This window comes from Rhodopirellula bahusiensis (assembly GCF_002727185.1).
Taxonomy (GTDB): domain Bacteria; phylum Planctomycetota; class Planctomycetia; order Pirellulales; family Pirellulaceae; genus Rhodopirellula; species Rhodopirellula bahusiensis.
This window is the reverse complement of the sequence record NZ_NIZW01000032.1, coordinates 13,337-40,271: the sequence shown is the minus strand read 5'-3', so window position 1 is coordinate 40,271 and position 26,935 is coordinate 13,337. Positions and strand designations below refer to the sequence as shown.

Genomic DNA, 26,935 nt, shown 5'->3' with positions numbered 1-26,935 from the left:
GCGGCCGGTTGGTGAAGCAACGTTTGGATCGATACAAAACTGCTCCGGGCCGCATCCAAACGGCGTCCATCAGCCACCGGTGATCCCGACTTGGGCCCAACGGTGCCGCTCGGACATTGAGTGGAACCCCGCAACATTGGCCAGGTTTCTACACTTCTCGGCCAGCAATGCATGAGAAATGCCTGTCCGGAAAGCAGCGTTGGGCCCGTGATTTGCCCCGTTGCAGGCGGATTGGACGGCATCCAATCGCGGCAGATGCTGGCGTCTCTGATCCGCTCGAATCCGGCAGATTCCGTTGGCATCGGGCGGCGAACTTTTTGTAGGCTGCGGTTCAAAATGGCATGAACTACGAAAGATGGAGCCAAAGTGTCCGGGAATCGCCTCGATCCGCCGCCCGCCATGTGCCGCCTGAGTTCGGCCGGACGATTGTGCACGTGCATCGTCATCGGCGTCGTCACGGTGTTTTCGTCGCTGGCCTTTGCCGCACAACTTTCGGCCCAGCAACCCCCCGCAGTCCAACCCCCCGCAGTCCACCCACCTGCAATCCAGCCACCTGCAATCCAGCCACCTGCAATCCAGCCACCTGCAATCCAGCCACCTGCAGTCCAGCCACCTGCAGTCCAAGAAAACGCGGCCCCCGCGGATCGCTACTGGGAGAGCCAATGGGCGTTTCGTGAGATCGATGTTGCCAAACTGGCCGAGCGACTGAAATCCATTGGGATCGATCTCGGCATCCCGTTGGAAGGCAACGTGACGGTGCAGTTTGAAGTTGGCATTCCATGGACGTCCCTCACCGACGGAGCCGCCTACCGATTCGATGGAACACTGACCAGCTCACGCTTGGTTGTCGACCGTTTCGAATTTCTCGATCTGCGAACCACGGTCCGCTATCGAGATGGTGTTGCCACGCTGAGTTCGTTGACCGGCTCAGCCGTCGAATCCGGCGAGGCTTCCAACGATCCAACGAAAGGCAACTTCACAGGAAGCGGTTCACTTGAACTGGTTCCTCAAGGCGATGCGTCCGCCAAGTTGAAGGTGGACGACATCTCGCTGGCCCCCATCACCAAACTGGTCGCCTCGTTGTTCCCATCCTACGAGCCAATGCTCCCGAAGGATGGTGAGCTATCCGGAGACGTGCAGTTTCGAGCTCCCATCCACCGTATCGACGACATCGCCAGCTACGACTTGGAGGGAACCTTCCAAGCCGACGCCCTGGAACTTGGTGGATTGCCGACGGCGGATTTGAAGGTCGGCAAAGTGGTCATACGGGACGGTCGCCTGCGAGCCGACAAGATCGATCTGCAAACAACGCCGACGTCGAATCCTTCCGCCGTTCGAATGATCGGCCAAGCGGACCTTCCGCTGACCGGCAACGGACCGTTCTCTTTTGAAGTCGCCGCGGACGACCTTCCGATCGGGCAAGTGTCCGAATGGATCGCCGCCTCTGAATCATCCGAACAGGAAGGACTCGTTCAAGGCAAACTTGATTTTCGAATCCAAGGGTCAGGCGAACTGAACGATCGAGCGGAACAACTGCAATGGAACATCGCTGGGTCACTGGCGTCTCCATCGATCCAGGTCGCGGGCGTGGACCTCGGCTCGTTCGAGCACGATGTCCGCTTCACGCCAACCAACTTCGCTCTCACTCCGCGGCGGCAAAGTTCTGAGCTCCCCTCACGCTTCAAGGTGCATCGTGTCGAGTCCGAGTATCAACTCACGGAGACCGCTTTTGATTTGACATCGTTGACCGCCACTCTGTTCGGCGGACAAATCTCCGGCCAAGCGACCGTGCCTCGCCGTGATCAAGAAGACATTGTCGTGGATCTCAATTTTCGCGACATTCGACCTGAGCTACGACTTCCTGTCTCGGACAGCATTGAACTGAAAATTGCATCGACGCTGTCAGGTGAGCTTGACTGGAAGGTTCCATTGAACCGGCTGTCCGATCCGGTCGCACATCGTGGGGCAGCAAAGTTGATCGCCTCGTCCATCATGTTGGGCGAGGCTTCGATCGGTGATTTGAACGCGAACGTTTCGACCAACCAAGGTGAATTCCAGTTCGATTTGAACGGCGGCCTCTTTGGCGGAACGGTTCAAGGTAGCTCCACCGCACAACTGATTGCTTCGGATCAATGCAATGATTTGCCCGCACGGCTTCAAGCGTCACGACTGAAGTTTGATGGCGTTTCGTTGGACGCGTTGGTTGATTTGTTGGCACGTCGAAAGATCGGGCTGACCGGAAAGGCAACCGGCAACGTCTCGGTCAACTTCGCATCACCAAGCGGACTTGGCAGAGTGATGCCAGGCACTGTGATCCCAGACACAACGATCGATCTCGAACTGTCGCAGCTCAAGTATCGTGCTCAGCCGCTTTCGAGAAAACTGCGATTGGCTGGCCGAATTGAAAACGACGTGCTTCGGATTCAGTCTCTCAGAGGCGACTACGCGGACGGTTCGCTCAGCCTGCATGGACTGGTTTATTTGGTCGATGGCGACCGAAGGATTCACCCACGATTCGACACGCGATTGGTGGCATCCCGCGTGGATTTGAACCTCGGCCTTTGGTTCCTCGGCGATACCGCGAACCAGTTTCTTGGACGAGCCTCTGGCAAGGCAACCGTCACCGGTCACACTGAATCCATTCGTGTTCGAGGCAACGTCGACGGGCGAGACCTGGACATCTACGGCCTTCCCGCGGGCAACGCGCACAGTGCGTTGGTCGCGACCGCGAATTTTCAATCGTCCAAATGGAGCGTCAATTTTCCGTCGGTGCGTTCTCGCGTTGGCGGAGGTCAACTGGAAGGCGGCCTGCTACTTTCTTCAGGACGCTCTGGTGGCGTTGATTTAACGAGTCACTGGAAAACGCGGCGGATGGACTTCGTTCGATTGACAGATCAACTCGGTCGATCCAGTTCGCTGGCCAGCGGTGAAATTTCAGGCGAGATTTCGCTGCGTGGAAAGTCAATTCAATCCATCGATGATCTGTCAGGACGCTTTGATTTCCAGCTGGGCGACACTCGCGGTGCGGCCGTGCCTGGGTTGCTTGCTGCCTCGCGTTTTCTTGGACCGATCTCGCTGGCCAATCAGTCGTTTGATGTGGGCGAAGCCAAAGGCATCATTGGGCAAGGAGTCGTCGTGCTGGATGAGTTCTGGCTGGGGTCGGACAACGCGCTCGTGCAAGCGGATGGCAAGGTTTACTTGCGCAGCGGGCGTTTGGATTTGAACGCATTGATTGCGACGGGTGACTACCGCGACATCGCGGCAAACTTTACCCAATTGGCACAACAGTACGCTCTTCGCTCGCTTCTTCCCGCGTCTGCGATCCTCAGCGTCTCGGAACTGCTTCGCGACCGGACGCTGGTCGTGGCCGTGATGGGATCCACTCAAAGTCCGATCGTGCGGCTACGTCCCGTCGAAACATTCCGCGAAGAAACGGCCCGTTTCCTTCTTCGCGAAGGCCAACGATTGATTCTAACGGGAATCACCGCCGGCGCCGTCGATGGCATAGACGGCGGATTTTAAGTCTGCTTGCGTTCCAAAACGCTGCTTGATTCGCGTGAACGTTGAACCGCGGCGAGGTTTGCGGGTTGTGATGATCACCACGGTCTTCGTGAATCAGTCACGCCAGTTCTGTTCTTTGAGCCGATTGTTCGTAGGGAAAGGATTCCACGACAAGAGGTAATAGGATGAGTTGTTCTGGTCATCAGATTCTGTTCACGCTTGGTTGCTTGCTCGCAATGGCCAGCACCGGCTGCAGCACGCTGGGGCTGTCGCTGTATCCGTCCGGCGCGACGCTCACCAGCGAAGCAAAGGACGTCCTCGATGCCTCTCGAATCCCCGGCGGAATCGCTCGAGAGAATGCCAAGCAAGTCTTGCCACCGCGAGCCTTGCAGCCGGGTGATGCTCTGTTGATCGAGCCCATCAATCTGGAACGCGACCTGCGATTGCCGGCCGACCAAGTCGTCTTGGCGGACGGAACATTGGACCTGGGGCCTTACGGACGCGTCATCGTCGCCGGCCGCGATCTCGAGCAGGCGGAATCGCTCATCGAGCAACAAATTGCTCACCAGATTCGCCAGCAAGAATCCGACTGCAAACAATTCGCCAGCGAGCAAGCAGCCAGCAAACAAGGTTCGGAATCGAACCGACCGGAACCGATGCCCGAGGATTGCGACGCCATCGCAGTCAACGTTCGGCTTCTCGAACCAGTCGATCGCTTTTATGTGCTGGGTGAAGTCAATGCGCCAGGTGCATATCCGCTGTCCGGCTCAGAAACCGTGCTCGATGCAATCGTGTCAGCGGGCGGTTTGACATCCAGCGCCAATCCGTGCCAAATCCTGTTGGCTCGGCCAACCGATCCCTGTGAATGCCGCGTCACCTTGCCGGTTTGTTACCGCGAAATCGTTCAAATGGGAAACACGGCGACGAACTATCAGATCCAACCCGGTGATCGCGTTTTCGTCGCGTCGCGAAGCTGTTTGGATGAGCTGATGTTTTGGCGAGGCAGCCGTCCTTGCGAACGTTGTTCCGGATGCAACCGTGCCTGCCGCAACCCTGAGTACGTCACCGCCAAACCGATGGCCATGGTTCACGACGCCATGATTCCTCCCGGCAGTGTCGGCTGGATGCGATTGGCAAACGAGAGGTCACAAGTGGGAGGCCTCGTGGAGCCGGATAACATTCCGGCGGACCAAGACGCCAGCCTGAGCGACTACCTCAACACGCAAGATGCCCAAGGCAATCGCGGCGACTCCCCGAGCAATGCGGACGTCGACGGTGAACTCGAGTTTGCTCCACTCTCGCAGTAGTGACGACCGAAGCAATCCTCCAATTCTTGAGCGACTGCATCATTGGATTGTCATCCCGCTCTTTCCGTCGTCGCCGTCTCGCTGACTACCACGCCGCAACGTGTTCACTCGGTGACGTAGTAGTTCCAAACTGCGAAAGGCTACAATCGGATCCAAAGTGTGGATCACATCGCCATGGTCGCAGCCACCACTGTTCCATTTTGAACTCGACCGTCACTCAACAACGGGCTGGTTTTGAACGATCAACAGAAGGACAAATTGCGACAATGCTCAACGGGTGAGAAACCTGAAATCGTTGTGGCGATCGGTGGTTCAGCCGGAGCGTTTCAGGAGATCGTCAAGATTGTCGAGTACATGCCAAATTGGTTTTCTGGCACGGTCATCATTGCGACTCATCGAACCCCAAACCACAAGAACACATTGGCCGAACTGCTTGGCCACAAGGCACGCGTCGCGGTGGAGGAGCCGGAAGACGAAGAGTGCCTGGAATGCACGACGATCTATATCGGGAATTCACGCGACCGAGTCGAAGTGGATGAAAACGCATTTGATGTCAACGAAGATGTATCCTTCCGGGCTCGTTTGCGCCGGATCGATGATCTGTTTTTGTCAGTCGCAGCCAGCGCGGGTTGCGACGCGGTTGGAGTGATCCTCTCGGGAATGCTGGACGACGGTACGCGCGGTCTGAAAGCCATCGCCGACGCCGGTGGGGTCTGTATGATCCAATGCCCCGAGCAGGCAGAACGCGATTCAATGCCGCTGAACGCACTGTCCGCGGTCCCTTCCGCTCGAATCGGCATCACCGAGGAAATCATCAGCTGGTTAATGGAGATGTCCGCCGAGCGCGGAGCACTCTAGGCTCTCAAACATCTCCGTGCCGAACCCAATCATTCATTTCAGCATGGGCCACAACCGACCGCCGTACTGTTCTGTGTGATGTTGTGCTTTGCGTCATGCAAAAGTCGATTTGCGACATCGGATTTGATGTAGTAGACAGCTGAGCGTCTGCCATAAACCTCGCAACAATTTCGCCTTTCTTTGTTGTTCGGTTGAAAACGGTTTCATCACCGAAGCGATGACATCTCGCGCGGCAATGGATGAAAGAACACTCATCTGTTTGGAACCGCGACTGTCAGCGATAGCAACGTCGAGGTGAAATCCAAAGTATCATGCGGGCGACGCACTCCCCTTCATCCCACCTGCGACGCTCCCGCAAGCCGACAATGAACTTCCCAACGCGAATTGCTTTTCTATTTTTCGCTCTCATTCTCGGGGTTCCGGCGACGCAATCGATCGCGGAAACCACTGACTTCAATCCGCCCAACGTCATTTTGTTGATGAGCGACGATCAGGGATGGGGAGATGTCGGGTTCAACGGCAACGAAGTCGTGCAAACACCCAACTTGGATGCAATGGCTTCGGCCGGTGTGCGTTTCGATCGCTTCTACGCCGCCGCTCCGCTTTGCTCACCGACTCGAGGCAGCTGCCTGACGGGACGCTACCCATTTCGCTTCGGAATCCTGGCCGCTCACACTGGCGGCATGCGTGTCGGAGAGATCACGATCGCTGAAATGCTTCAAAAACGAGGCTATGCGACTGGCATGTTCGGTAAGTGGCACATCGGATGGGTGAAGCCCGACGAGGTCAGCACGCGTGGTTTCTACTCGCCTCCATCCCATCATGGTTTTGATGAATACTTCGCCACGACCAGCGCCGTGCCAACGTGGGATCCAACAATCACACCGGAAGACTGGGACAGTTGGGGAAACGAACCGGGAGAACCTTGGAAAGGTGGCTTCCCCTATGTTCACAACGGTCATGAAGCAAAAGAAAATCTCGCGGGAGACGATAGCCGAGTCATCATGGATCGCGTGATCCCGTTCATCGAAGCGAACCAAGCCAAACCATTCTTTGCCACGGTTTGGTTTCATGCTCCCCATGAACCGGTCGTCGCCGGCGAGGAGTTCAAGAAGCTGTATCCAAAAGCGGGCAGCAAACGGAAGAACTACTACGGATGCATCACGGCGATGGACCAACAAGTTGGCCGCCTGCGTGTCAAACTGCGGGAACTCGGGATCGAAAAGCACACGGTCGTTTTCTTTTGCAGTGACAATGGACCGTCGGACGGATTAGCAAAGAAGGGCGTCGCATCAGCCGGCCCATTCAAAGGGCATAAACACACAATGTACGAGGGCGGCCTACTGGTACCTGCCTGTGCGGAGTGGCCCGGCATGATTCCGGAGGGGACCTCCACCACCGTGCGATGCAGCACGGTCGATTTCCTGCCAACGGTTGCCTCCATCGTCGGTGACTCGATGGTGCAAAAAGCGACCCGGCCAATCGATGGCATCGACCTGATGCCGGTGATCCTTGGCGAAGTAGAAAACCGAGACCGAGATTTGTTCTTTGGCTATCGTCGATTGCACCAGGGGATCGATGGGCAATCGATCATTTCTGGCGACTGGAAACTGCTGCAAGAAGCCAAGAAAAACGGACGGTTGCGGCTGTATGATCTCTCGAAGGATCCGTACGAGAAACAGGATCTCTCCGAGAAAATGCCCGAACGCACCGAGCAACTTCGCAAACAGCTCGTGGAGCTTCAGGCCAGTTGCCAACGAAGCCGCGACGGCGGCGACTACCGATATTGATCGGCAACGCCAAGCAAGAACTCGTTCAATCACTCTAAAAGCAATCGCAATGCCCTCGTCTCTTTCAACAAAAGCTGTCTGTGCCGCGGTGGCGATTGTCTTTTTCGCGATGCGCGGCGTTTGCGTCGCCGAGCACCACGACATCTACCTTCTCGCTGGCCAATCCAACATGGATGGCCGCGGCCATACCAGCGAACTGACGGAAGAACAGAAAAGCCCGATCGAAGAGGCGATCATCTTCTATCGAAACGTTCCTCACTCGAGCGACGGTTGGCAGACGCTCGCTCCCGGATTCAGCATCCCGCCGAAGTACAAAGGCGAAATTCCGTCGCCTACCTTTGGTCCTGAGATCGGCTTTGCACGTTCGATGTTGAAAACCGATCCAGCTCAAAAACTGGCGTTGATCAAGGGTTCCAAGGGTGGCTCCAGCCTGCGAGTTGACTGGAAGCCAGGCGTGCAGGGAGACTCCGATAGCCAAGGCCCACGCTATCGAGATTTCATCGAAACCATTCGAATGGCGACCAAGCAACTGAGTGACCGTGGCGACCAATTCACGATCCGAGGAATGCTTTGGCACCAAGGAGAATCGGATTCAAAGTCGAGCACGGGAGTGTACCAACGGCGACTCGACGAACTGATCGTTCGAATCCGCGAGGACGTTGGCGTTCCGGATTTGCCCATCGTCGTGGGCGAAGTGTTTGACAATGGAAAACGCGACAGCGTCCGTGCCGCGATCCAATTGGTCGCTGCAGAAAGCTCCACCGTGGGATTGGTTTCGTCCGAGGGCACGAAGACTTGGGACCCCGGAACGCATTTCGACGCAAGCAGCCAACTGTTGCTGGGGGAACGCTATGCCGCCGCGATGAGCCAACTTCCCGCTCCCGCTCCGGTTGCCGATCTCTCCGCCTCCGTGCAACACAAAACGAATCGCCCCAATGTTTTGTTCATCACAGTGGATGACCTCAACGACTGGGTCGGATGCCTTGGAGGCAATCCCGACGCTCAAACACCGAACTTGGATCGCTTCGCTCAGCAAAGTGTTTTGTTCAACAATGCACATTGCCAAGTCGCTCTTTGTTACGCGTCACGAGCGTCCTTCATGACCGGCATGTACGCCTCCAAAACCGGCATCTACAACAACTCGTCGAAGTCAGCCCACGACGCTTACCACCGAGCCAAACAGATGCCGGTTTGGTTTGGTGATTCCGGATATCGGACGATGTGCATGGGCAAGATCTACCACAACGATCATGGCAAGAAGGCCTATTGGGACGAGATCGGGCCGAAGACATTGCGTTGGGGACCTGAACCTCCCAACGGTCGACAATTCGCAAAGCGTTTCGGCAAAGACGCCCAAGACTCCTTGGCATGGGCGGCGTTGGACATCGAAGTAGGTGGCATGCCCGACGAACAGATCGCGGCTTGGGGAATCGAAAAGCTCGACCAGGAATACGATCAGCCATTCTTCCTGTCGCTGGGTTTCTACAAACCGCACACGCCTATGACGGCTCCGAAACGCTATTTCGATCAGTTCGATCGAGACAGCCTGACGTTGCCGAAAGTACTGAAGAACGACTTGGACGATGTGCCTGAAATCGGGCGACGCTGGGTGCTCGACCGAAGCAAGCTGATCGCGGAAGAAGCGGTCAAACAATACAGCCCTTCCTACCGACGCGAACTCGTCCACGCTTACCACGCCTGCGTCGCGTTGATCGACGACTGCATCGGACAAGTGCTCCGCAAACTGGACAACAGCCCCTACGCGGACAACACAATCGTCGTTCTGTGTTCGGATCACGGCTGGCATCTCGGCGAAAAGAACCACTGGCGAAAGTGGATGCCCTGGGAAGAATCAACCCGCAGCCTCTTGATCGTGCGAACTCCCGACTCGGTGGGCTCCGGAAACGTCTGCCAACGAACCGTGGGATTGATCGACATCTACCCGACCTTGGCGGAACTCTGCGAATTGCCGCCTCCCGGTGGGCTGCAAGGGTTGAGCTTTCGAAGACTGCTCGACAATCCAGACGGCCCCTGGGATCGTCCCGCACTCACGTCAACCAAAGCGGGCAACCACACGGTTCGTTCCGACCGTTGGCGATACATCCGCTACGTTGATGGATCGGAAGAACTCTATGATCACGACGTCGATCCGAACGAGTGGCATAACTTGGCGAATGACCCATCGATGAATTCCATCAAGCAACAACATGCGGAATGGATCGACCGCCTCACCCAATCAGAGTGACTCGACCGAGCCAACTTCTTAACAACGCCTTCCCACCCCCACACAAACCTCCCCACCCCCGATCGTGACAACATGAAATCACTCCAAATTCTGCCCACCCTTCTACTCTGCCTCACTACCAACATGGTGGTAGCGCAAGACGTCGCGCACAGTTTCCTGGCGTGCGGGCAAAAGACATACATCATGGGAGCCGACGGCGAGGCAAGCTGGACCTATCCGTCCGCAACACGCGATGGTTACGTGCTCGACGATGGAACGATCATTCTGACGGTCAACAAATCCAAACGTCATCGCGGAGGAGCCGTCGTCCAAATCGCTCCTGACGGAAAAGAGACGTTGATCTGGAAAGGCACCCAAAGCGAAGTCAACAGCGCTCAGCCAACCGCCGACGGCACGTTTGTCATCACGGAAGCGGGCAACAACCCCAGATTGCTCGAAATCAGTGCCACCGGCGAGGTGATTCTAGAGTTCCCGCTGGCGTGCCAGAAGAAGAACCATCACATGCAGACTCGGATGGCTCGCAAACTTGCCGACGGAACCTATCTCGCTCCGCACCTTTTGGACTTCGCCGTTTTCCACTATTCGCCAGAAGGCGAGGTCCTTGGCAAATTGGACACAACCGTCCCCGGTGACACCGATCACAAGATCCACACATGGCCATTCACCGCCATTCGACATGGCGATGGACAGACACTTGTTTGCTGCACCCATGGCAACCGAGTGATCGACTTCGACGCTGACGGAAACGTCATCTGGACGCTGACCAACGAAGACCTTCCCGGTGCATGGCTGCAAGACCCATGCGGTGCTCAGCTACTTCCCAATGGCAACGTCGTCATCACCAGCTACGCGGGCGGCCGAGCCGACGTGGACGCACCTAAACTCATGGAAGTGACGCGAGACAAGCAAGTCGTGTGGACCTACCGCGACGGCCAAAAGGTCGGCGTTCACCACTTCCAGCTTCTCACCACCAACGGGGAAAAAATCGCCGGCCCCATCCTCAAATAAGTGGCATAGGCTTCCAGCCTGTGATTGTCCGGAAGCCATCCCCCGCAACCGAACGCTCAAACGTTCAACGTTGTCATTCCCGCTCTTTCCTGCTCACCCACCAAGCCGATCGGTCCTCCATGAAGCTCCAGCTCCAAGCCCTGATGTGCGTGTGCCTGATGCAGGGAATCGCGGCCGCCGGGCCGCCTAACTTTGTCGTCATCTTCACCGACGACCAAGGCTACCAGGACGTGGGCTGTTTTGGCTCGCCCGACATCCGTACGCCGCGGTTGGATGCGATGGCAAGGGAAGGCATGAAGTTCACCAACTTCTACGCTCAGCCCATCTGCGGACCATCGCGAGCCGCCTTGATGACCGGTTGCTACCCGCTGCGGGTGGCGGAACGAGGGCACACCAAGCAGATTCACCCGATCTTGCACGAAGACGAAATCACTATCGCGGAAGTGCTGAAAACACAAGGCTACGCCACGGCTTGCTTTGGCAAGTGGGATCTCGCCAAACACACGCAGACCGGCTTCTTCCCCGATTTGCTTCCGACCGGTCAGGGATTTGACTACTTCTACGGAACCCCCACCAGCAATGACCGTGTGGCGAATCTGTACCGCAACAAAGAGCTGATCGATCCTGATTCCGACATGGCGACGTTGACTCAGCGTTACACCGACGAAGCCATCTCGTTCATCGAACAGAACCAAGACCAACCATTCTTTGTCTACATCCCTCATACGATGCCGCACACGCGGTTGGATGCGTCCCAAGCGTTCAAAGGCAAAAGCAAACGTGGCCTGTATGGCGATGTCATTGAAGAGATCGATTTCAACGTCGGCAGGATCCTGGACACACTCAGCGAACTGAAGCTCGCCGATAACACCTACGTTCTTTTCACCAGCGACAATGGTCCTTGGTTGGTCAAGAACAAAGGGCATGTGGACGGGCATCGCCCAAGTGATCACGGTGGGTCCGCTGGTCCGCTACGAAGCGGCAAAGTGTCCTCCTTCGAAGGTGGCGTGCGAGTCCCCGCGATTCTTTGGGGACCAGACAAAGTGCCCGCGGGAACGGTTTGCGATTCGATTGCGACGACCATGGACGTGATGCCAACCTTGGCTGCTCTCGCCGGAGCCGACGTTCCGTCCGATCGAGTGATCGACGGCGAAGACATCCGTCATCTCTTTCACGGTGAATTTGACCAAGCCGATCCTGACAAGGCGTTCTTCTATTACCTTCGAGTCCATCTGCAGGCCGTTCGGCAGGGCAAATGGAAGCTCCATTTGCCCCGCGAAAAAGAACCGATCGGAGTTGCCCCGTTCAGTCGCAATTCGCACATCGCTCCCAAGGACCGAATCGGTTTTGAGAGTCCCTTCCTGGTTGATTTGCAAAACGACTTGGGCGAGACAACGAACGTGGCGGCGGAAAATCCACAAGTCGTTGAAAGACTGCTGGGGCTAGCTGAATCGATGCGAGAAGACCTCGGCGACTTCGACCGAGTCGGAACAAACATGCGGTTCTTCGACCCGCTGGATGCTCGCCCGACGAAGCCGCCCGTGCCCGCACCAGCCGCTCGCAAAGGCAAGTCGTCTCATTCGGGCAAATGAATTCCCCAATGCTGCCTGTCTCATGCGGCACTCCCACATCATCCACGTCCCACACATGAAACCTCTCATCCACTCGCTGGCGATTGCCTGCATCGCCGTTGTCTTTCTGGCCAACGCAGCGCCGCTCCACGCCGCCGATCGTCCCAACATCATCCTGTTACTGGCGGACGACCTCGGCTACGGAGACCTGTCCTGTTTTGGCAGCCCCGCCGTCAAGACGCCACACTTGGATCGGCTCGCGAGTGAAGGCTTGAGGTGCGATCGCTTCTACGCCGGTTCGGCTGTTTGTTCTCCGACGCGAGCCTCGGTGCTGACCGGTCGTTATCCGCTGCGATTTGGAATCACAAAACACTTCAATGATCGAAACGGATGGCTGCCCGAATCCGCGACGACGGTGGCCGAACTTTTGAGCGACGCTGGTTACAACACGGCGCACGTTGGCAAATGGCATCTCGGCGGACTGCATGTTGACGAAACAGGAAAACGCTTGACCAACCAACCCGGCCCTCGCCAACACGGGTTCGATTTCTATCAAACGCAGATCGAGCAACAACCACTTCGCGGCAAAATGGGGCGTGACAAAACGCTCTTCCGGAAAGGCGGAACGGTCCTTCTTCGCAACGACCAACGGATCAACGAAGACGATCCGTACTATCCCAAACACTTCACCGATGCCAACGGAGATTTCGCGGTCGAGATGATCGAAAAATTCTCGAATGAGGAGGCTCCCTTTTTCATCAACATGTGGTGGCTCGTTCCCCACAAACCTTATGAAACGGCTCCCGAGCCGCATTGGTCCGACACCACTGCGGCCGGGATCAGCGACGATCAACACCGCTTCCGGTCGATGGTCCAGCACATGGACGCCAAGGTTGGCGAGATCCTTCAGAAGCTCGATGAACTGAAGATCGCCGACAACACGCTGGTCCTTTTCACCAGCGATAACGGCGCTGCTTTTGAAGGCTTCATTCACGACTTGAAAGGCGGCAAAACCGACCTGCATGACGGCGGCATTCGCGTGCCGATGATCGTGCGTTGGCCAGCCGCCATTCCACCGGGCCAAACATCGCAGGCGTTTGGCCACACCAACGATCTTTTGCCCTCCTTCTGCGACGCAGTCGGTGTCGATGTGCCGGGCGCATTGTCCTTGGATGGACTGAGTCTGTTGCCGCATTGGAAGGGAGGCACCCCGCCGAGCGACGAAGAAAGAGGCACCGTGTTCTGGCAATTGGAACTCTACAAATCGCTTCAGCGTCACACTCCCAAACCCAAGCCATTCGCGACGGAAGTGGTGAGGCGTGGGAACTGGAAGCTGCTCGCATTCAAAGGCAAACCGGTCGAATTGTTTGACGTGGACACCGACCCCAACGAGAAACACAACGTGCTCGCCGAGCATCCAGACCTGGTCGCGTCACTGAGTGCTGAGCTGAACCAATGGCTCAACGAACCACGGACGACCAAGTGACTTGACCGAAGCGATCACACCATTCAAGGACCAGAAAATGATTTCAAGAAGCATGTTTGTTCGTCTGTTTCTGTTGAGCGGCATCCTCATGGCCGCAACTGGAACGGCGGTTTCCGCGGACAGCGCCTCCACATCAACACTGGGACAAGACCCACCTGCGAACGCTGTGGTGCTGTTTGACGGTTCGGGGTTCGATGCCTGGAAACCGTTCTCGTGGCAATGGATCAATCCCAAAGACGATCAACAGGAAGTGCAATGGAAAATGGTGGACGGCGACGCGATGGAAATCGCGTTTGAATTGGACGGCAAGCGACGCAAGCAGTTTCTTTGCACGAAGCAAACTTTCGGTAGTTATCGTCTGCACCTGGAGTTTCAGTTGCCCGAGGAAGGCAGCGGGAACAGCGGAATCTTCTTCGGCCCGTTGTACGAGTTGCAAGTCCTCCACAGCGCCGACAAAGAACGCCCCGGTCTGGGTGACTGCGGCGCGATCTATCAAATCCGGGCCCCTGACGTGAACGCCGCACTCGGCCCTGGCGAGTGGCAAACGGTGGACCTGGAATACCAAGCCGCTGAGATCGGCAAGAACGGCTTCATGACGGAAAACGGTGCCGCGCGTGTCACCGTACGGCTCAACGGAAAGTTGATTCACGACGACTTCAAACTGTCACTTCGTCGCAACAAGTACGCCGCTTTCCCCGAGGAACCGACCTCGCCGATCGTGCTTCAGGAACACGGCTCGAAAGTTAGATTCAGAAACATCTGGGTGGTCGAGAAAACGTCTCCACTTGCGAACACGAAATAGCAACGTTCTCAGCCACGGAGAATCAAATCGCTCCCCAAGTACCGCCCGTGGCGTTTCTCATCGCGGCAAAATCACCTTCAAAATCGTTGTGACAAAGCGGTTTTTCAAACGCTTGGTCAGGCAGAGACAAGTTCTCTCCCGTGCTCCTGCCAACGAAGTGCCAAATCATGTGCGTTCAAGCGACGATCCGCCCCTTTCAAATCTTTGTCGGAACGCTGCTTCTCTTGGCCACCGGCGGATCTGCGAAGACATTCGGCAACGACTATCCCACGCTGGGCGAGGTGCTGCCACTGTCTCCCGAGCGAGTGCGAGACATCGATCTTCATGAAGACTGGATGGAAAGTCGTCGGGACGCCCGACGATGACAAATTTCCATTGTGATCGACGACGGAAGAATTCGTTTCCGAGTCGACGGCGACCACGTCGGGCGAATCGACCTCGATGATCTGCCAAATCCTCCAGAAGAGGACTCGGAACAGGAAGATGATCAGGAGGGTAACCGTTGCCCTTGAATAGTTCTGCGAGCGTCAGTTCATCCGCGTGGCTTGTTCTCTACCAATGGGTCTGTTCGTGCTTGTGCCAATCCTTTCACAGCGGCCCGCTTGACGCATTCCAACTCGTCACACATTGGATCGGAGGGGACAGTTAACCGCGTCCTCGAGGACAGGGACAATTCCACTCGGGGTCGTGAGGTCTGCTATCGTTTTCCTGTTGCCCGAGTCTCAGAGCACACATCGCGAGGCGAGTCCAGGAGAATCATCATGAAGTATGAAATCAAGATTCAAAGCATCGAGCGCCGGGTTGCGACGGGCTTTCGGCTGCCGGCCGCCTTCCAATCGTTCGTGGAAGTTTGCCGCCACTCCCAGCTGGACGACCTGGGTTGGTTCGCTGTGAAGTACACCAAGGCTTCGGACTTGCTTGGATTCGACGCCGGAGACCGAGTGGTCCCTTTCTTGCGACTAGGAGACGGCGGGTTTGTGGCCTTCTGGTTTCAGACGCGAACTTCGCCCACCATCATCCACTGCGATAGCGAGGGACAAACATCCATCGCTGGCGCTAACTTTGCTGACTTCCTGTTGAGATTGACCCGGCGCAAGTCATCTGTACCGGACATCGATGAGCGTGAAGGCGATCAGTTGCCTGAGTTCAAACGTCTGCCGAAACGTGTCGCGCCGATCGCGAAAAAACAGAAGGAGTTGAAAGCTTGGCTCAAACAGAACCGCCCCGAGGAACTCCCCGCCGATGAGGAAGCGGAATCAATTCGTCAGGAGTTGTGCAAGGTGCTCGCAAGCGACATGGCAGCATCGATTCGTGAATCGGAGAAGCTCTTGGGGCACAAGCTGACCGCCGACGATGACTTCCCGTCGACGGTCGACATGATAGCGCATCTAACAAAGAGGTCGTACAAGATCACCACGATCGGCGGCCAACCGTTCCCACGTCCCCAAAGACTTCGGAAGGTATTCGACCGGCTGGTTGACTGGCTAGGACATTCACTCAAGTCATGCGAAATCTCGGTCTGGTCCGATGGTCGTGTGTTCGTCGACAAGAACATCTGTCTCGGAAATCCGCCAAAGCGGGAATGATTTCGTTCGCATCTTCCGATCTGGACGACGACAGCAATCGCGACCCACCGACGGGCGAATCCTTGCGAAATTGACATCGGACCGTCGAGCCGACCCAACGGACACCACGGTGCATTTCCATAACGCTTGCATTTCCACACTTTGAACGTTATTGCGTAGTCTGATGGATTCATGTTCACTCGCGGGTCGGCGCAGTGATTTCCCAACAGCCCTGACACGCGAGTGCGTGGGCGTTCCGAATCGGCATCGATCCGACCGCTTTGCTGTTGGTGATCGGAAACGCAGTCGTTGTGGCATCGCTCGTGCTGCTCTCGATTTTTGACGCGGTTGCAATTCGATATCTGATCGTCGAACTGATCGCGGCAGGAATCTTCGCGTCTCTGTTTTTAGTCGAACTCGTGACGGGAGCGGCCAACGTCCCTGGCTTCCAACACTATGCCTACACGGGCATCCTTTGGATCATGCTGTACACGAAGTGGCCCGTCGTCGGGATCGTTTTCTACCACGCTGCTTTGATGTGCACCCTGCTGACATTGGCACTGACCGACCTGGATCGCCGACGGCTTCCCACATGGTTTACTTGCATGCTGGCAATCTTTTTCACGAGCCTGCCGATCGCCGCCGGGCAACTGCAGCCATTCACACTGCACCTCTCGTCGACCATCCCGGATGCTGCGGCGCGAGCAGCGACGTGCCTGATCGGTGCGATCACTGGTGCCGTCTTGGGAATGGCGGTACATCGAGCTGGCAGATTTGGCAAACGCAGTCGTGCTCTTCCGCTGGCGATGATGCTCATGGGCGTTTGTCTTGGCTGGCAAGCGACGATCGCCATTGCGGCCATCTATGGCCTGCTCCTGCTAGCGTTTCGCTACGCCAATAACGGCGGTGCACGCATCCGACTCCTTCAGCCGACCGCGATCCTGCTGGCCGCGGTCATGATTCATCATCCGTATTGGAAGATGATCGCAGAGATCTGGTGAAGAATGCTTCCGCGACGGAGTCGGCTGATGCCGAGAAGTCGCGCTGCTACAAGCAATCGTTGCAGTGGCCACGGAGCAAAATCTCCGTCACTTCGCCAAACTTGTCGCTCACTCGCTGGCTACCCGCGGTTAACTTCACATCATCCAAGCAGGATACAGTGCCGCAATCGACGCAAAGAAAGTGTGGGTGAGCGGATTGGTTGTGAGCACCTTCAGCGATCGCTTCGAATCGCCAAACGTGATCTCCCAGTTCCGTACGACGCAGCAAACCGGCGTCTGCCATGTCGTTCAAGTTGCGGAACGCGGTCGCCTTGTCCACGCCATTGGCGGCAAGATGATCCGCAACGTTGGCATGGGTCAACGGAGCACTGGCATCCCGAAGCATCATCAGCGTCGCGATTCTCGCGGGTGTCGCTCGCAACCCCGCATCACGAATAGCTTGCTTGATTGCTTCGATTGACTCGGACGACTTACTCACAGAGTTGACCCAAAAGAAATGAACCTGACCAGGATTCCAAGAAGAACTGTCAGTTTAACAAGTTGCAATCGACTTGCAAATGTTTAACCAACGTCAAGTGATCACTTGACGACCGAAAGAGGCCCGTGATTGTCGCAGTGATCGCCATGCGGATGATGCAGATGACCGTCGACCAAATAATCGATGTGGTCACCGTGGGGGACTGGTTCATGCCCACAACCGGGGCCGTGCTGATGATCGTGGTTGGCATGGACGTTGGACATTCGAGAATCCCTTGAAAACAGAAAACGGGTCATATCTCCATCGCGTGCATGCCCCCATTGGTCACCAAGCGTGAGATGTGGTCGTCGGCGAGAGAGTAAAAGACATGCTTGCCGTCGCGTCGCGAACGGACGATCCGCTCGCTCTTCAGCAAACGCAACCGCTGAGAAATCGCTGGCATGGGCTCACCCAGCAACTCACAAACTTCCGAAACACATCGTTCGGAAGCTTCGAGCAACATCAGCAATCTCAGTCGCTGTGGATCGCCCAACGCACGAAAAATCGCCGCCGCACGCTCGCATGCTTCCGCATCAATCGTTACCCGCAGCCCCCGATGATCGTGGCCGTCACAGCTCGGCTCATTGGTTTCGACGCGTTTCTGTATTCGCTTTTGGTGTTTTTGTCTTTGCCATCTTTCTCACTACACTTGCATAGCTATGCAAGTGCACGTTTTCATCTCAAGTTGTCAATCTCAGAAAAGGGAAGATCGCAAGGGAGCGAAAACGAGAAATCCGGCCACTCAACCCGGAAAGTCAGCACCCCCGGCGAACGTCCCTCCCTATATGCACGCCGATTGCATCGGCGTAAACTTTGCGATTTAGATCACGCACGGGATTCCCGATGAGCTCCTCTTGGCTTCTGGCGATTTATTGCGTCTTCGTCTTGGCGGCGTCGGTCATGGGCGGGCGATTGTCGTCGCTCCTGCGGATGACGCACCTGAGAACGCAGCTTTTGATGAGCGGCGTCGGCGGGTTGATGCTGGGAATCGCGATGCTGCACTTGCTGCCGCACGCCACCGGAGTGCTGGGTTCCGCGTCAAAGGCGTGCAGCGGGGCCTTGGTTGGGCTGGTGGTGATGTTCCTGACGATCCGTCTGTTCCACACCCACGACCACGGCGTCCCGTTCGAGTCAGACGGCTCGGCAGTCGCGTGCGATCACGGCCATGGACACGATCACCACCATTCCGAAAAGGGAATCAGCTGGTTTGGCCTGTTCTTTGGACTGGCACTCCACACGCTGGTCGATGGAGTCGCCCTGGCGAGCAGCGTCTTGATCGATGCTGACCACGAAGCCTGGCTGGGGCTGGCCGGTTTGGGAACGTTCCTGGCCGTCGCGCTCCACAAACCGCTCGACGCATTCGCGATCACTTCGGTGATGAGCAAACAGAAGTGGTCCTCGTCGGCTCAAAACGTCGCGAACATCGCCTTCTCACTGGCCTGCCCCATCGGTGCCGCGGCATTCTATTTCGGTGCAATGAAATTTGATGCCGACAACGCATTTCTTGGTTGGGGGCTGGCGATTTCCGCCGGCTTCTTCCTCGGCATCGCTTTGGCGGACCTTCTGCCCGAGGTCGCCTTTCACGATCATGACCGGGGCAAGCTGACATTCGCTTTCCTTCTCGGGGTCGCGATCGCGATTGGCATCGAAAACTTGCCAGGACACAGCCACGAACATCATTCGGCCGGCGAGCCTGATGGGCACGAGCACGTTGATCACGCTCATGACCACAGCGGCCACGATCACGGTGCTCACGATCACGATCATTGAATCACGAGACCAATCGGTCGTTTCAGCTTGAAAGCAGAGACAGATTTCCCCGATAGGCCGGACCAAGCCGCTTCGGCGCCGCCCCAGCGAACGAACCATCCTCGCCAGGCCAGCCTTCGCCGGACTTGCGTCGCAAAGCCACCTTCAAGCGGCCTACGCAGGCTTTTGAGGTTAAGCCGTTGAGAGCAGGAAATACCGAAAGCCGCCAATTCTGCGGCTGCCCCTGGATATGCACAACGCTTGCAGAAGCACTTGACAGGCGAGGTCCTATTCTCTTTAATGCACACTGCCTGCATTTGCACGCTGGTCATCACCGACGACTCGCAAAACAGCGAACGGTAGCCAGCGACGAGCCGCCGTTTCCACCATTGGATAACCGCATTCCCGACGAACTGATGGATCCTGATCAATGAGCGACGTCCCGTATCAGCCCGCCAGTGCATTGCCGTTCAGCAGCCCGGAACCCGAGACCGTTTCGACCTGGCGTGACTGGATCGGTATCGTCGCATCCATCGGATGTGCGATTCACTGCGCGGCGATGCCGTTTGTGATCGCTTCTTTGCCCGCGCTGGGGCTCAGCTTTCTCGCCGATGAATCCTTTCATCAGTGGATGGCATTGGCGTGCTTCTTGATCGCGATCGCAGCCTTCGTTCCGGGCTTTCGAAAGCATCGCCAGAAGACTCGAGCGTTCAAGCCTTCATCGCACCCTTCGCCATCTGGATCACACCACTGGGCGGAATCCTGCTGGTCGGTGCCCACTTGCTGAACCGCCGATACGGATGCCTCTGCGGATGCTGCGAGCCCGCCATGCAGGCTGCGTAACCGAAGCTGCCACGGAGACTTCTCGCTGAAAGGCGATCTCTTGTTGGTCGCCTCGGAAGGATTCAAAGGGACGGAAGGCATACGCCGCAGGCAATCGCAACGCCACCTACGAACCGTCTATTCCCCACAGCTACTTGCACTTCAGCAGCAATTGCTCCAACTCAGCCCAGCCCGATGTCGGGCTGTCGGTGATGATCTCCAACCGATCCAACAACGCCCCAGACGGAACGCCTTCCTGTCACCGTTCTGTCCGGTTTCTTGGGAGCTGGAAAGACGACGCTGCTCAATCACATTTTGACCAATCGCGAAGGCTTGCGAGTCGCCGTGATCGTCAACGACATGAGCGAAGTCAACATCGATGCCGGTCGCTGAAACGTTCACCTTCGAAGACGAAGAAGGCGATAGCCTGTCCTTGGTCGCTGACCTGGACACAATGGTGACTGTCGTCGGCGCGGGCAACTTCATGAAGGACTTTGGTTCCTGGGATGACCTCACTGATCGTCGCTTGGGATTGAGCGACGAGGACACTCGCAACATTGTCGACTTGCTGGTGGACCAAGTCGAATTTGCCAATGTCATCGTGGTCAACAAGACCGACTTGATCTTGCCGTACGAACTGAAGCAACTCAAACAGATCCTGCGTCAACTCAACGCCAACGCCAAGATCTTGTGCACGACCGAAAGCCAGGTCGAACTGTCCGAGATCATGGGAACCGGCTTGTATTCGCTGAGCGAAGCCGAAACCCAGCCCGGATGGCTGGGCCGACATGGAAGAACCGTCGATCATCCCGAGCTTGCATGCTCGAATATCTCGTCTTCAGCGATGATCCAAACTCGGTTCTCATCCTTCGGTTCAACGACCTGGGTGCCCGTGAATTCGCCAATCGCTGGAAACACCAAGCATCCTGACGAATACCAAAAGCATGGAAGCTTTGGCAGCGATTCGCGGCGTCGACCAATTTGCACTGCCGGGTGCAGGTGACCGCAGAGCAACAGGTCGCTTCCCTCTGGGACTGCCATCGGTTCGTGCCCCAACGCGAGTCGCCCCAACCGCTCACCCGGCGCAACGACATCGATCGGCCATCGTTTGGGAAGGGCACCGACATGGGCATCGTGATTGCCGCGAATCAAAGTGAAACGGACCGAAGGGTGACTGTCAAAGAAAGCCTCAATCGCATCGACGGTTCCAACGGTCAACGATGAACGCGCATGAAACATATCACCGAGAATCACCAAACGGCTCGCATGCGTTTCGGCCAATACCGCGGAGATCGTTTGCATCGTCCGCTCGGTGCTACCCGTTGGGACAGGAACCCCGTGGCGACGAAACGTTGCGTCTTTGCCGAAGTGCGTATCGGCGACAAACAGCGTCTCGTGCAGCGGACTGTAGGCAGCACGCTGAGCGAACAGGTGCAGATCGATTCCGTTGATTGACGCGCGAATGAACTTGCCCACTAATTTCCCTCGGCTGCTCGTTCGAGGTCTTCCTGCATGCGCCGGACACGGTCCGCCAAAGTTTCGCTGCTCACTCGCTCTCGCAGCTTGTCGACGAGCAAGCCGAACGCCAATGGCGTTACACGCTCCGGCTCATTGATGATGATACGGCTGGCTTCGATTCGTCGCAGAGCCGCTAGCAGCCGAGTTGATTCGAGCTGCTGCTCCAGCACTTCACGACGACTCTGCTCCAAAAGCATGTTTTGGGGATCGTATTGGCAAAACACGTCGAAGAAAAGGTTGCTGATCGCCTGCAGGTGATTGGCACTCTTTCGACGACCGGGCAAGCCTGGGTGGATCAATCCGGCGACCCTCGCAATTTGCCGAAACTGTCGTTTTGCCATGCTCGTTGAATTCATGCTCTCCAAAATATCCGCCGCAGCGTCACCGGTCGCAAAGACGCCCGCCGTCACGGCTTGTTCAACCTGAATCTCCGTCGGCGATTGCAAAACGATGCCGTGGTCATTGCACGCCATCGAAAAGGATTGCTTCCGCAACTTGGACATGCGGTGCGCGAACAATGCCGCCATGCCTTCGTGAACCAATCGACCTTCGAACGGGAATAGAAACAGATGGAACCCTCCGCGGGTTTTTGTCTTTTCCATCAACAACTCGTCTTCGCGTGGAAGGGTGCTCCACTGGGACTGCAGCTCCAACAGCGGCCGGAGTGCTTTCATTTCTCGGCCAATGTACTGGCCCTCAGATGCCTGCTGGATTCGTTGCCGAAGGGCTTGGCTCAATTCCGTTGACAACGGCATCCTGCTGCCCATCCATCGCGGGACCGTGTCTGGTTTTCCGGTCGCACGGCGGACGTACGCGGCATTGTCTTTGACGCGAACCAACTCCACCAAACGCCCCGCGAATAAGAACTTCTCTCCGGGTTTGATTCGTGATAGGAAACTCTCCTCGGCGGTGCCAAGAGTTTTCCCCTTCAAAAACTTCACCTGCATGGAGGCATCGGCAACAATCGTCCCAATGTTCATCCGATGGTTGGTGATCGTGCGTCGCTGCGTCACCTGATAGCGTTCGTCACTAATTTCAACACGATGGAAATCAGGGTACGCATCCAGCGATTCGCCACCTCGGACAACGAAATCCAGTACCCATTTCCATTCGATTTCCGTGAGTGAACGATAGGCATGAGCCGTGCGAACTTCTTTCAATAATTCATCGCTTGTAAACCCGCCACCGATCGCGATGGTGACCACGTGTTGAGCGAGAACATCCAGGGGCTTGTCGAGCATCGGACGGGCTTCTAGCTTCCCGTTTCGTATGGAATCTTGCGCCGCTGCAAGCTCGATCAGCTCAATCGTGTTGGTCGGAACGAACGCAAGCCTGCTGGTCGCATCGGGTTGGTGTCCGCTGCGACCGGCACGTTGCAGCAATCTCGCCGCACCTTTGGGACTGCCGATTTGAATCACCAAATCAACGGCCGTGAAATCAACACCCAAGTCCAGACTGCTCGTGCAAACCACCGCACGAAGCTTCCCACCACGCAGACCTTCCTCCACCCATTGGCGCACCGACATGTCCAACGATCCATGATGGATCGCGATCTGGCCGGCCCATTCTGGCTTTTGCTTCAGCAGGTGTTGGTACCAAATCTCTGTCTGCGATCGCGTGTTGGCAAACACCAGAGCACTGTTGACGGAATCGAGCAGTTCGACAACCTGCGGCACCATCCTGGTTCCGATATGGCCGGACCAAGGGAAGCGATCCATTTGCGATGGGATCAGCGACTGAAACTTGACCTTCTTGTTCTTGAACCCTTCCACGATTCTGATCTGCTGATTTGACTGGTCGCTCACCAACGCATCGCAGGCTTCTTGCAAATTCCCGAGCGTCGCCGACACACCCCAGATTCGCAGGTTGGGGTTCAGCGACTTCAACCGAGACAAGGCCAACTCGGTTTGAATCCCCCGCTTCGTCCCAAGCAACTCGTGCCACTCGTCAACGATCACCGCCTCCAGTTCCGACAGTTGGCCCATCAAGTCTTTGTGGGTCAACATCAACGAGAGGCTTTCGGGAGTGGTCACCAAAGCGGTTGGCAGCTTCTTCAGCTGTCTCGCCTTCATACTCTGCTTGCTGTCGCCCGTTCTTGACTCGAGCGTCCATGGCAAACCAAGCGAATCCAATGGTGCACGGAGTGAACTTTCGGTGTCACCAGCCAGGGCTCGTAACGGGGTGACCCAAAGGACGCGCACGGCGGGCGGACGCTTCGGATTCCACTTGGACGGATCGGGATTCTTCTGCAGCCAATTGAGAATCGGTCCCATCCAAACGCCGAGAGTTTTCCCAGTCCCGGTCGCCGAATGCAACAACCCGCTGCATCCATCTCTGTAAGAACGCCACACCGTTCGCTGGAATGCAAATGGCTTCCAACCGACTGATGCAAAGAAGCGATCGACGATCTGGGACGGCGTTTCTCGTTTGGTTGGGATGGAACTGTTCAACGCTGACCGTTCTTCGATTCAATCGCTGGTGGCGTGTCCGACTCCATCGGAAGCAACTCGATTAGCTCGTCCAAACGATTTGCATCGGCAGCCTTCTTGTCGTGACGCCAGCGAACAATTCTCGGAAACCGAGTCGCTACTCCGCTCTTGTGCCGCGAACTACGTTGCAATCCTTCAAACGCCAGCTCCATGACCAATTCAGGCGTGACGCTTCGCACTGGCCCGAACGCTTCCTTCGTATTGGTGCGAACAAAGCGATCGACTTTCCGAATCTCAGCGTCCGTCAATCCGCTGTACGCTTTTGCAAATGGGACCAGTTTCTCCTGGTCCCACAACGCGAACGTGTAATCCGTGTACAAACTCGCACGCTTCCCGTGACCCTTTTGTGCATAGATCAGAACCGCGTCGATCGTGTACGGATCGACTTTCCACTTCCACCATGTACCGCGAACTCGGCCAACATCGTAAGCCGCATCCTTTCTTTTCAACATCAATCCTTCCGCAAAATTTTCGCGGCTCGTCTCACGGATCGTGCTCCAATCTTCCCACGACGATCCACTGATCAGCTTGGTCATGCAAATGTTTGGGTGATCCACTGCCCCCAAAACCTTCTTCAAGTGCTGACGGCGTTGATCGAAAGTAAGTGAACGAACGTCGTCCCCATCGTGTTCCAAAAGATCAAACGCATGGAAGGTGACAGGGACTTCGGCGAGCAGTTTCTTGCCGACCGTTTTACGACTGATTCGTTTCTGAAGCTTGGCGAACGGAAGCACCTCGCCTTCCGCTGTTGCAGCCAAAATCTCTCCGTCGATCACGGTGCCGTCGGGCAAGTGCTCGGCAGCCGCTTCAATTTCGGGCCAACGATCCTCCATCATCTCTTCACCGCGAGACCAAATGAAGGTCTCGCCGGAGCGACGAATCACTTGCGCTCGAATCCCATCCCATTTCCATTCCGCGATGTAATTGTTCGCATCGCCCAACGGCTCGGGCCCTGCTTCATTGTCGATCGGGTGCGCCAAACAAAATGGGTACGGCTGGCTGATGATGGTGTCTTGCGTGTCGGAATCAATCAGTCTCTCGAAAAAGTCTGCTGATGGATCCCAGTTGCCCATTAATCGGTGTGCAATCACATCCGCGGGCACTTCGAATTGATTCGCGACCGCACGGGTCACAAGACGTTTGCTCACGCCCACGCGAAAGGCACCGGTGATCAGTTTCATTACCACGAAGCGGATGTCAGCTGGCGTTTCATTCCAGATCGAAAGAACTGCGCTTCGCTGCTCTCGCTCGTCCATCTTCCGAAGCGGCATCAACTTCTGAGTGATCCAAAATGCGAGACTATCGTCGTGCTGCATCTCACCTGGCGGAACCGTCAGCGTGAGCGTTTCGGCCAGGTCACCGACCGAGTGGTACGACTCATCAAACAGCCAGTCAGGAATCCCTGCCTGCTCCGCTGCCCAAGCCCGCAACAGCTTCGTTGGCACAAGTTGGCGAAGCTTGCTTCCAGAAAGGAAGTGGATCGCCCAAGCCGCATCCAGACCATCGGCGTCGCTAAAGTAGGCCGACATGGCTGCGATCTTTTCGTTGGTCTTTGTCGTCGAATCCAACGCGTTGTAAAGCTGAGCGAACTGGATCATGGCTCGGACCTGCCTTCATCGGTGGCGCCCGCCGAAACGTCACTTTCAGCATCTGGTACGCCAGCGATCGCTTCGTCCTCGTCTTCGCCGCGATCTGCCCGCTCGAGAACTTCTGCATTGCGACCTTGTTCGTTCAGATAGCGTGCAACCACGGCACTGTAACCGTGCGTGACCCAAACGGTTTCTGGATCGCAAAGTTCAACCGCTTTCAATAGCGACGGCCAATCCACATGATCGCTCACCACGAAACCTCGATCCACACTGCGACGTCGCCTCGCTCCGCGGATTGCCATCCATCCGCTGGCCATCGCGGTGGAGATTCGTCCAAACCTCCGCATCCACGGGGTCCCATGTGCACTGGGGACTGCAACGACCATCCCGCCCTGCCAGTCGTGTTTCCCTTCGATCGAGCCCACGTAGGTCGTCGATGGCATCGCGACGCCGGATTGCCGATACGCTTCGGTGCCTTTTTCGACCGCGCCATGGGTGTAGATCGGACCGATGCCTGCATCCAAACTGGCGAGCAGTCTTTGGCTTTTCCCGACCGCATACCCATAAATAACGGAACACTTCCCTTCGTCTCGGTTCTGCCGCCACCACTCGTTGATGGCCGAAGTCGTTTCGGACTCTGGTCGCCATCGATAGACCGGCAACCCAAACGTTGATTCAGTCACCAGCAAATGACAGCGGATCGGTTCCCAGCTCTCACAGGTTGGATCTTCCCCGAGTTTGTAATCGCCGGTGACGACTTCCACGCGACCGCGATACTCCAGTCGAATCTGCGCGGACCCCAGCATGTGTCCCGCTGGATGAAAGCTGACTTTGACGCCGCCGATCGAGATGGATTCGCCATACTCAAGGAACTCGAACTCCGCATCGTCGTTCATTCGCATTCGCAGGAGATGCTCGCTCGGTTTGGCAGCCAAGTAGTGTCGACATCCCCATCGAGCGTGATCGGTGTGAGCGTGACTGACGACGGCGCGCTCGACCGGGCGACTGGGATCGATGTAGAAACCGCCCAGCGAACAATACAAACCAGCCTGTGTCGATTCCAAAATCACGTTCGATCCGCCGCGGACCGAAGGAAGAGTACACGATCGCAACAACG

The 26,935-nt window shown here is 56.5% G+C and carries 21 protein-coding genes and 1 pseudogene; 15 read left to right on the top strand and 7 right to left on the bottom strand.

Annotated features, from left to right (window positions below):
* Nucleotides 1-426: 426 nt before the first annotated feature.
* From CEE69_RS27645 to CEE69_RS27590, 12 genes are all read left to right on the top strand, one after another.
* Nucleotides 427-3,522 (top strand): AsmA family protein, encoded by a 3,096-nt coding sequence (locus tag CEE69_RS27645; RefSeq protein WP_099263821.1) that lies wholly within the window; start codon nt 427-429, stop codon nt 3,520-3,522.
* A gap of 164 nt (nt 3,523-3,686) precedes the next feature.
* Entirely contained in the window at nt 3,687-4,808 is a 1,122-nt protein-coding gene (locus tag CEE69_RS27640) for a polysaccharide biosynthesis/export family protein (protein ID WP_099263799.1), read from the top strand.
* A 234-nt stretch (nt 4,809-5,042) separates the two neighbouring features.
* Entirely contained in the window at nt 5,043-5,666 is a 624-nt protein-coding gene (locus tag CEE69_RS27635) for a chemotaxis protein CheB (protein ID WP_233215708.1), read from the top strand.
* A gap of 365 nt (nt 5,667-6,031) precedes the next feature.
* Nucleotides 6,032-7,456 carry a sulfatase-like hydrolase/transferase gene (locus CEE69_RS27630; RefSeq protein ID WP_099263798.1) on the top strand — a complete coding sequence of 475 codons (1,425 nt, stop codon included), beginning with the start codon at nt 6,032-6,034 and terminating at the stop codon, nt 7,454-7,456.
* A gap of 49 nt (nt 7,457-7,505) precedes the next feature.
* Complete coding sequence (locus CEE69_RS27625; RefSeq protein ID WP_099263797.1) at nt 7,506-9,701, top strand: sulfatase-like hydrolase/transferase; 2,196 nt, start codon at nt 7,506-7,508, stop codon at nt 9,699-9,701.
* Nucleotides 9,702-9,773: 72 nt separating this feature from the next.
* A complete protein-coding gene (locus CEE69_RS27620) occupies nt 9,774-10,709 on the top strand; it encodes an SMP-30/gluconolactonase/LRE family protein (RefSeq protein WP_099263796.1) in 936 nt (311 codons plus the stop codon).
* 143 nt (nt 10,710-10,852) lie between these two features.
* Nucleotides 10,853-12,301, top strand: a complete 1,449-nt coding sequence (locus CEE69_RS27615; protein WP_099263818.1) for a sulfatase family protein — start codon at nt 10,853-10,855, stop codon at nt 12,299-12,301.
* A gap of 55 nt (nt 12,302-12,356) precedes the next feature.
* On the top strand, nt 12,357-13,766 hold the full coding sequence (locus CEE69_RS27610) for a sulfatase family protein (RefSeq protein ID WP_099263819.1): 1,410 nt from the start codon (nt 12,357-12,359) through the stop codon (nt 13,764-13,766).
* A 52-nt stretch (nt 13,767-13,818) separates the two neighbouring features.
* A complete protein-coding gene (locus tag CEE69_RS27605; RefSeq protein ID WP_199169969.1) occupies nt 13,819-14,568 on the top strand; it encodes a 3-keto-disaccharide hydrolase in 750 nt (249 codons plus the stop codon).
* Nucleotides 14,569-14,735: 167 nt separating this feature from the next.
* On the top strand, nt 14,736-14,933 hold the full coding sequence (locus tag CEE69_RS27600) for a hypothetical protein (protein WP_099263795.1): 198 nt from the start codon (nt 14,736-14,738) through the stop codon (nt 14,931-14,933).
* Nucleotides 14,934-15,329: 396 nt separating this feature from the next.
* A complete protein-coding gene (locus tag CEE69_RS27595; RefSeq protein WP_099263794.1) occupies nt 15,330-16,154 on the top strand; it encodes a hypothetical protein in 825 nt (274 codons plus the stop codon).
* A 260-nt stretch (nt 16,155-16,414) separates the two neighbouring features.
* Complete coding sequence (locus tag CEE69_RS27590) at nt 16,415-17,134, top strand: hypothetical protein (RefSeq protein ID WP_099263793.1); 720 nt, start codon at nt 16,415-16,417, stop codon at nt 17,132-17,134.
* A 46-nt stretch (nt 17,135-17,180) separates the two neighbouring features.
* On the opposite strand, the gene CEE69_RS27585 is transcribed toward CEE69_RS27590, so the two are convergent.
* The 3 genes from CEE69_RS27585 to CEE69_RS32975 form a co-directional block, all read right to left on the bottom strand.
* Nucleotides 17,181-17,612, bottom strand: a complete 432-nt coding sequence (locus CEE69_RS27585; RefSeq protein WP_099263792.1) for a Fur family transcriptional regulator — start codon at nt 17,610-17,612, stop codon at nt 17,181-17,183.
* A gap of 101 nt (nt 17,613-17,713) precedes the next feature.
* Nucleotides 17,714-17,875 (bottom strand): hypothetical protein, encoded by a 162-nt coding sequence (locus CEE69_RS32980; protein WP_199169968.1) that lies wholly within the window; start codon nt 17,873-17,875, stop codon nt 17,714-17,716.
* A 29-nt stretch (nt 17,876-17,904) separates the two neighbouring features.
* Complete coding sequence (locus tag CEE69_RS32975; RefSeq protein ID WP_261341365.1) at nt 17,905-18,156, bottom strand: ArsR/SmtB family transcription factor; 252 nt, start codon at nt 18,154-18,156, stop codon at nt 17,905-17,907.
* Nucleotides 18,157-18,494: 338 nt separating this feature from the next.
* Here CEE69_RS32975 and CEE69_RS27575 point away from each other — a divergent pair, with 338 nt between their 5' ends.
* From CEE69_RS27575 to CEE69_RS33580, 3 genes and pseudogenes are all read left to right on the top strand, one after another.
* Complete coding sequence (locus CEE69_RS27575) at nt 18,495-19,421, top strand: ZIP family metal transporter (protein ID WP_099263791.1); 927 nt, start codon at nt 18,495-18,497, stop codon at nt 19,419-19,421.
* A gap of 409 nt (nt 19,422-19,830) precedes the next feature.
* Nucleotides 19,831-20,187, top strand: a complete 357-nt coding sequence (locus CEE69_RS27565) for a MerC domain-containing protein (protein ID WP_233215705.1) — start codon at nt 19,831-19,833, stop codon at nt 20,185-20,187.
* A gap of 302 nt (nt 20,188-20,489) precedes the next feature.
* A pseudogene (locus tag CEE69_RS33580) lies at nt 20,490-21,003 on the top strand (CobW family GTP-binding protein); the annotation flags it as partial.
* Nucleotides 21,004-21,026: 23 nt separating this feature from the next.
* On the opposite strand, the gene pdeM reads toward CEE69_RS33580, so the two are convergent.
* The 4 genes from pdeM to CEE69_RS27540 are packed head-to-tail and all read right to left on the bottom strand — an operon-like array spanning nt 21,027 to nt 26,885.
* On the bottom strand, nt 21,027-21,698 hold the full coding sequence (gene pdeM, locus CEE69_RS27555) for a ligase-associated DNA damage response endonuclease PdeM (protein WP_099263789.1): 672 nt from the start codon (nt 21,696-21,698) through the stop codon (nt 21,027-21,029).
* Nucleotides 21,698-24,190, bottom strand: coding sequence for a ligase-associated DNA damage response DEXH box helicase (locus CEE69_RS27550; RefSeq protein WP_099263788.1), 2,493 nt, complete (start codon nt 24,188-24,190; stop codon nt 21,698-21,700). Before CEE69_RS27550 ends, pdeM begins: the two co-directional genes overlap by 1 nt.
* The gene (locus tag CEE69_RS27545) at nt 24,187-25,827 is read right to left on the bottom strand and encodes an ATP-dependent DNA ligase (protein ID WP_099263787.1); all 1,641 of its coding nucleotides are present in this window, start codon (nt 25,825-25,827) and stop codon (nt 24,187-24,189) included. The genes CEE69_RS27550 and CEE69_RS27545 overlap by 4 nt, the downstream gene beginning before the upstream one ends.
* The gene (locus CEE69_RS27540) at nt 25,824-26,885 is read right to left on the bottom strand and encodes a ligase-associated DNA damage response exonuclease (protein ID WP_315852551.1); all 1,062 of its coding nucleotides are present in this window, start codon (nt 26,883-26,885) and stop codon (nt 25,824-25,826) included. Before CEE69_RS27540 ends, CEE69_RS27545 begins: the two co-directional genes overlap by 4 nt.
* Nucleotides 26,886-26,935 lie beyond the last annotated feature (50 nt).